This is a genomic window from Nonomuraea sp. 3N208 (assembly GCF_052245935.1).
Classification (GTDB): domain Bacteria; phylum Actinomycetota; class Actinomycetes; order Streptosporangiales; family Streptosporangiaceae; genus Nonomuraea.
Window position 1 is genome coordinate 1 of the sequence record NZ_JBQQBR010000119.1, and the last position, 3,716, is coordinate 3,716.

At 68.1% G+C, this 3,716-nt stretch carries 3 protein-coding genes and 1 pseudogene; 1 reads left to right on the plus strand and 3 read right to left on the minus strand.

Features of this window, described 5'->3' with window-relative positions:
• Positions 1-75: 75 nt before the first annotated feature.
• A complete protein-coding gene (locus ACTWPT_RS59635) occupies positions 76-2,223 on the minus strand; it encodes a recombinase family protein (protein WP_443186414.1) in 2,148 nt (715 codons plus the stop codon).
• Positions 2,224-2,385: 162 nt separating this feature from the next.
• On the opposite strand from ACTWPT_RS59635, the gene ACTWPT_RS59640 reads away from it, so the two are divergent.
• Positions 2,386-2,529 (plus strand): hypothetical protein, encoded by a 144-nt coding sequence (locus tag ACTWPT_RS59640; RefSeq protein ID WP_443186415.1) that lies wholly within the window; start codon positions 2,386-2,388, stop codon positions 2,527-2,529.
• 126 nt (positions 2,530-2,655) lie between these two features.
• Here the strand turns inward: ACTWPT_RS59640 and ACTWPT_RS59645 are convergent, their stop codons facing one another.
• Both ACTWPT_RS59645 and ACTWPT_RS59650 read right to left on the minus strand, forming a co-directional pair.
• Positions 2,656-3,144 carry a helix-turn-helix domain-containing protein gene (locus ACTWPT_RS59645; RefSeq protein ID WP_443186416.1) on the minus strand — a complete coding sequence of 163 codons (489 nt, stop codon included), beginning with the start codon at positions 3,142-3,144 and terminating at the stop codon, positions 2,656-2,658.
• Positions 3,145-3,315: 171 nt separating this feature from the next.
• Positions 3,316-3,591: pseudogene (locus tag ACTWPT_RS59650) on the minus strand (DUF5372 family protein); the annotation flags it as partial.
• Positions 3,592-3,716: the final 125 nt, after the last annotated feature.

Below are 3,716 nucleotides of genomic sequence, written 5' to 3' on the forward strand. Positions count from 1 at the left end.
GTGCCCTTCACCAACGATCTGGCTTCACACTGCACCTCCTGGGTGCGTTCTGCAGTATCGAGGGCTTTTCGGTGGTCAGGACGGGTTGTTGGCGTTGGCGCCATTGTTGCGCGCGGCTGTGACAGTTTTCGGCAGTGGCCCGCCCAGGCTGGGGTGGTGGCTGCGTCCTGAGCGGTGGGTGTTGCCGAGAGCTTTGCCGGTGGTCTCGACCAGCGCGGGGCTGGGGCGGGTCTGTCCGGGGTGGTAGAGGCAGGTGCCTCGGTCGTCGGCCAGATGGCCGGTGATCAGGCCGAGCCGGTACCAGGTCTTGACGCTGGAGGGGTGGGCGCCGAGCTGGTGGGCGATCTCGTCCAGGGTGAGGAGTCCGGTCTGGCGGAGGCGCTGCCACAAGCTGGGGATTTTGTAGGTGTGGCAGTGGGCGCGTAGCCGGTCTGGGGTGAAGGGTTTGCCGTCGCCGCTGGTCAGGCCGCGCTGGTTGAGGATGTCGGCGGTCTGGCGGTAGGTGTGGGTGTGCAGGAGCTGATCGATGAGGGCGATCGTGGAGGGCGGGGTTTTGCGTTCCTGCCAGGCGTTGAGGGGCAGCGGCAGGCGCAGGGCGTGGTCTTGGCCGCCGCGGAGCCGGACGCCGGCGGTGATGGCGTCGGTGGTCTTGACCAGGGTGACGTCGGTGACCAGCAGCCGGATCAGCCTTTTACGTTCCCGCATCGGGGTGGCCGGGTCGTTCCATAGGGCGGGGAAGTCGGCGGCCAGGGCGCGGATGCGCGTCCTGGCCGCGGCGTCCAGGCTGGTGTGATCGCGGCTGGCCTTGTCGTAGGCGTCGCGGGCGTCGGACAGTTCGCGGAGTTTGTGGTTCCAGTCGGCTTCCAGAGCGTCGGCGACCAACCGGTTTTCGGGGTCGACGGCCAGGTAGCGGCGACGGGCTCGGTCGGCGGCGTACTGGGCGCGTTCCACGTGGCTGGCGCGGATGGCATCGGCTTGGTCGGCGCGAGCGGCGAGCTCGTCGGTGACGGTCAGGGCGACTTCCAAGGCGAGCGGGGTGAGCGTGTCCAAGATCAGCTCTGCGATCGCGGTGTCGATACTCGCGCCGGGCATGAACTGGCAGATCGGGATGCCGTGACGGATCCCGGTGGCCTGGCAGAGGTAGTCGGGCACGAGCTGGCCGCTTGAACGGGTGTGGTAGCGCACCGTCATCCGGCGTCCGCATCTGCCGCAGACGACCAGCCCCTGCAGCAGAGCGGGTCCTTCGCGGGGTGGCCCGGCGGCGCGGTCGGTGCCGTGCGCGGCGGCGTTGGCAGCCAGCACGTCGAGGTTGGCCTCGTATTGAGCGAAGGTGAGGTATCCGGGGTGGGCGTCCTCGATGAGGGTGGTCCACTCCTGGCGGGGCTTGGCGATGGTGTGGTGGTGGCCGTCGGCGTCGGTGTAATGCCGGGCGCGGCCGTAACAGTAGGCCCCGGCATAGCGGGGGTTGTGCAGCACTTTCAGTACCCGGTCGTGGGTGAGCAGCGTCCAGTACAACTCTCCGGAGTGGGGGCCGCTGCTGTGCCGCATGGGGAAGGTCAGGCCCTGGTCGTTGAAGGCCGCCACGACGGCGCGGGCCGAGCCGGTGGCGGTGAACGTGGCGAACAGGTGGGACAGGGCAGCGCGGACGGCGGTGTCGGGGTCCAGCACGACGGCGCCGGTGGCGTCGTAGACCAGCCCGACGGGCAGCCGGAGAGCAAGCTGACCGCGGGCGGCCTTGGCCAGGATCCCGCCGCGTAGCCGGGCGCGGATCAGATGCAATTCTGCTTCGGACATGGCGCCTTTGAGGCCGAGCAGGAGGCGGTCGTTGAACGCGCACGGATCATACAGACCGTCCTCGTCGCAGATCAGGGTGTTGTTGAAGGCGCAGATCTGCAGCAGGCGGTGCCAGTCGGCGTTGTTGCGCGCCAGCCGGGAGCATTCCAGGCCCAAGACGATCCCGGCCTTGCCCAGGGAGACCTCGGCGACCAGCCGCTGGAACCCCTCCCGGTCGGCCGCGGAGGCCCCAGAGTGGCCTTGGTCGACGTCGATGACGATGACGTGGTCGGCGGGCCAGCCCAGCGCGATCGCCCGTCCGCGCAGGTCGTACTGGCGGCGGGTGGATTCGGTGTTGTTGGCCACCTGATAGAGGGTGGACTGGCGGACATACAGGTAGGCGTCACGGCGCAGGTGGGCCGCCGTCACTTTGGCGGAATTGTCACTCATCGGAGCAGGTCCCTTCACCGGCCGGGGATCATCAGGGGGCAGGGTCAGCGGGCGTGGGCAAGCGTCATCGCCGCCAGTACCGCGACGATTTGGGCGAGGTCGCAGTCGGGCAGGGGCGCCGACGCAGGTAGCTGATCACCTCCCTTCGGTGAGCGGGCTGAGGTGGACGGGGTCGAGGTGGACATGGACAACTGCGTCGGCGTCCCTGCGGGACTGGATGCGGCGGCACCGGACGGTGCCGATCGAGCCGGCGGATCCGGCGGGGTCAGGGAGGCCCACGCGGTGATCCAGCCCGCCATGCCCTGAGTGGCCAGGACGTTCCAGCCCCGCCGCCAGGATGCGGATCGACCGGCGAGAGCTGCTGCTCGAAGTTGCTCATAGCCGGCCAGGAGCCGCCTGGCGCTGTTGCGGTCGGTATCCGATGGGCCGGGGTCAGCGGCTTCTTTTGGTGCTCCGGTCGGGCTCCTGGCTGGAGCGCTTGAGCGCGCGTTCGATCGTGCGGGGATGCACCCGCCGGCTGAACCGCTCGGCGATGGCTTGGGCGAGATCCGCGGGCCGGAGTGAGGGATTGGTGGCCAGCAGCATCCGGATGTGCTCCAGAACCTCGGGGGTGAGCTTGTGCGCGCCCCGGGGGCCTGGCTTGGCGGGGACCAGCGCCGCCAGTCCGCCCTCGTCCAACGCGGCGGCTGCCTGGTAGAAGGACTGGCGGGAGAACCCGAAGGCCGAGGCGGCGGTGCTGACACTGGCCCCGTCCTCGCGGACCCGGCGCACCATCTCGTACTTCACCTGCACCAGGTCGCGGGGGTCGAAGAAGTCCGCGGACAGGAAGGCCTCGTCGGTGACGTCTTGCGGGCGCGGGTTCAACGTCCTGCTCGCGCGCAGTGCCTCGGTCTTCGGGTCGGGCCTGTTTTGCCTGGGCATGCCGCCTCCCGGACCATTGCGTCCAGGAGATTATGTTCATGAGCGTCGCAGATCTCACGGCGACACGCCGTCGACAGATCCTTCTGTGCAGGATGTCCACGCGCTGGTAGATCAACATGCATGGTGGCAGCACGGCCACCATCACCACGATCGGCATAATCGCCATGACAGTCACGGCGTAATCTGCCTGACACTCGGCGGCGTTGCCGGCAGCCGTTCAGCGCGCATCTGCTCGACGAGATCGGCGAGCTTCAGCAGGTCGTCTGCGTGGAACGCCGCACGACCATCGGCCATGACGACGAACGGGTCCTCAGCGACGACGTCGGTCCACTCGGCCGGCAATGAGACCAGCTCACCGCGGGTGTCATAGACATATACACGATCATCGCTGCCGTAGTTGTTACGGCGCTTGACGAACTCCAGCACCTGATCGAACAGCGGATGGAATCGATGCGTTACCCAAACACGGGCCGGGTATAGCGCATCATCCGAATCACGCGCAGTCGACGGCGAGGTCCAACAACCCCTGCGAGCGCGCGCTTCGACCGGTCAAGCCACAGCGCATGAACAAC

Excerpts from the sequence above, each read along its gene's own strand:
- ACTWPT_RS59635 (WP_443186414.1), bottom strand. The coding sequence starts at position 2,223 with ATGAGTGACAATTCCGCCAAAGTGACGGCGGCCCACCTGCGCCGTGAC.
- ACTWPT_RS59645 (WP_443186416.1), bottom strand. The coding sequence starts at position 3,144 with ATGCCCAGGCAAAACAGGCCCGACCCGAAGACCGAGGCACTGCGCGCG.